At 37.4% G+C, this 2,441-nt stretch carries 4 protein-coding genes; 3 read left to right on the top strand and 1 reads right to left on the bottom strand.

Features of this window, described 5'->3' with window-relative positions:
• Together KQI85_RS16220 and KQI85_RS16215 are read left to right on the top strand one after the other, a co-directional pair.
• The coding region (locus KQI85_RS16220; protein WP_216577061.1) for an RHS repeat-associated core domain-containing protein at window positions 1-1,212 on the top strand (1,212 nt) is incomplete at its 5' end.
• Window positions 1,213-1,228: 16 nt separating this feature from the next.
• Window positions 1,229-1,666: a hypothetical protein gene (locus KQI85_RS16215; RefSeq protein WP_216577060.1), complete on the top strand. Its 438-nt coding sequence runs from the start codon at window positions 1,229-1,231 to the stop codon at window positions 1,664-1,666.
• Between the two features lie 234 nt (window positions 1,667-1,900).
• Here the strand turns inward: KQI85_RS16215 and KQI85_RS16765 are convergent, their stop codons facing one another.
• On the bottom strand, window positions 1,901-2,281 hold the full coding sequence (locus tag KQI85_RS16765; protein ID WP_253293945.1) for a hypothetical protein: 381 nt from the start codon (window positions 2,279-2,281) through the stop codon (window positions 1,901-1,903).
• On the opposite strand from KQI85_RS16765, the gene KQI85_RS17100 reads away from it, so the two are divergent.
• The gene (locus KQI85_RS17100) at window positions 2,252-2,338 is read left to right on the top strand and encodes a hypothetical protein (protein ID WP_371820696.1); all 87 of its coding nucleotides are present in this window, start codon (window positions 2,252-2,254) and stop codon (window positions 2,336-2,338) included. The two genes, KQI85_RS16765 and KQI85_RS17100, sit on opposite strands and share 30 nt — an antisense overlap.
• Window positions 2,339-2,441 lie beyond the last annotated feature (103 nt).

Here is a 2,441-nt window from a genome sequence, read left to right as displayed (position 1 = left end):
GGACTTATAAGCAGTGAGAAGACAGAAGTCACAGCTGAAATCACTAATACAGCTGATGCAAAAACTGACGGCACAAAGACAGAAACAGCAGGAACCCTGACGGTATATCACTGTGATCTCAGAGGAAGCGTAAGAGCAGTAACCGACCAGACAGGAACAGTAACTGACAGATACAGTTATTCACTATATGGAGAGAGAACTCATGACACCGGAGACGGAGACCACATCTTCGGATACTGTGGAAGAGACGGAGTAATAACCGAGAGAGACGGACTGCTCTACATGAGAGCAAGATACTACAGTCCAGAACTAAAGAGATTCATAAGCGCCGACAGCGTAATAGGGAATCTTTCAAGCACACCAAGTCTTAACCGCTACGCCTACGCCAATGGAAACCCAGTAACGCAGATAGATCCATTCGGATTAAGTGCCGAACCTGGAACGAAAAAGGCAAAGAAAAACATAAACTGGCGAGAAGCAGTTCACGATGCATTAGATATAGCAGGAAGTATAACAGGCTATGGAGATATATGCGATGCAGTAAATGCAGTGCTGTATCTTACAGAAGGAGATTATATAAATGCAGGACTTAGTGCATTAAGTATAATCCCCGGAGCCGATGCCTTTACAAAGACAGGTAAGGCAAGCAAAGTACTTGGCAACGGAATAGTTGAAAGCGGACTAAAACACCTTGACAACGTGGCAGACGGAATCAAGAAGCTTGTAAAGAAAGCAGACGATGCAATAGACCTCGAAAAACACCTGCCGAAGAAACTGCTAAAAGAAGAAGCCGAAACATTTGCAAAAAAAGCAGATAAAGTGGCGGATGATGTAGTTGAGGATGCGGCGAAGTCGATAAAGAGTGGTAGTGAAACAAGTAGAACTAATTGGGGAGCAGAGCATGGTAAAGGAAATGTAAAGCATAATAATGCGATTGAAACAGAATTGGATAATGCAGCATCTAATGGTGCAACAGATATTAGAAAAAATCGTGTACAACGTGATTCTAATGGAAATAGAGTATATGCTCCAGATGGTAAATATACTAAACCAGATGCTTCGTATGTTATTGATGGACAGAGATATAATACTAATTATGTTTCTAATTATGGATTAGATAATATTGATGAACTTAATAGGGAAATTGAGGCGTTCAATCGTATGTGTGATGCAGACCCAGATTCAATTACTCAATTGATTTTTAAGTATTAGAGTTAGGAGACCAATTATGAAAAAAATAATTGCACCAACACATGTTGAGAATTATTGTAATGATGTGGAAGGTGATATATATTTTCAAATGCTAAAGCATGAATATGGAGGAGATTATTCATATTTGTACAAAATAATATGTGATTGTAAAAATGATAAATTTCTTATTTACAAGGATAATCATCCAAGTTTGTTCGCCGATTGTTGTTCATGCAAAAAAAGGATTACAATTTATGATCTTTCTCAATATCCAGCAGCTATCAAATTGGATAAAGCATATGATCTGAAACGTATTACAGATTTTGCATCTGAACTGTATGTTAATTATGAATATTCAGATGAGTATTTATATGAAGATGATGTTGAGTTTGATAAAAATGATATAACTTGGGCGAGAGCGTTTTTGAAAACGGATACTGGTATAATTAAAATATTAGATGATGAGACAGTGTAAAATTTATTTTCTTACCATATAAGCAATGTCATTTAGATAAAGTTTTTTATGATGAAAACAGTATATCATACGCTGTCATGCATTGAAAATACAGTTCAGTTAAGAAATGCCGGATTTATTAAGTGGACTAAGGCATAGAAAATAGGTGTATGATGCGTTGAAATAATATTTTTGCGCATTACAAAAAGACAGATTGCATATCTGCCTCATAACGCAGTATAATGGTGACGAGATTTATGCAACCCGATACATGAAATCCCTATTTCTCTTTGGGTGGAGGTGGATAGGGTATTTTCGGTTGTACCTGACAGGTGTCAGATACTTTTGTATGAGAAGCATGGTCTCTGTTTCGTCACCGCCGTGTTTGAGATATGCCCTGCATATGTTTACTGCGGTGGCGAAATTAATTTTATAGACGTGTTTGGTATTTTTAGATGTTTTTACCACAGCGTGAGAAGTTACTAATTCACAGAAATTATACAAAATCATACGGGCATTGATTTCCTGAAGAATTCCATCATACTTGCTGCTGTGCCAGCCTATGATAAGATCGGCCGAAGGATCCGCACCGAAACCGTACAGGGAATTACGGAGTACCGCTACAATGGACTGCATTACGTCAGCAGCATCAAAGACCCGGAAGGAAATGTAAAACGTGATGTTAGAATGTAAATAGTACAAATTAGATATGGAATAATCCTTAATATAGATTTATTATTAAAGTTAAAGATTGGAGGAGTAATACATGGCTACACAGTACTCAGAAGAATTTAAG

The sequence above is a fragment of the Falcatimonas sp. MSJ-15 genome, assembly GCF_018918265.1.
Classification (GTDB): Bacteria; Bacillota; Clostridia; order Lachnospirales; family Lachnospiraceae; genus Falcatimonas.
This window is presented reverse-complemented; position numbering and strand designations above follow the sequence as displayed.

Bases quoted from the DNA above. Each gene is read 5' to 3' on its own strand.
- KQI85_RS16215 (WP_216577060.1), top strand. From the start codon at position 1,229: ATGAAAAAAATAATTGCACCAACACATGTTGAGAATTATTGTAATGAT.
- KQI85_RS16765 (WP_253293945.1), bottom strand. From the start codon at position 2,281: ATGCAGTCCATTGTAGCGGTACTCCGTAATTCCCTGTACGGTTTCGGT.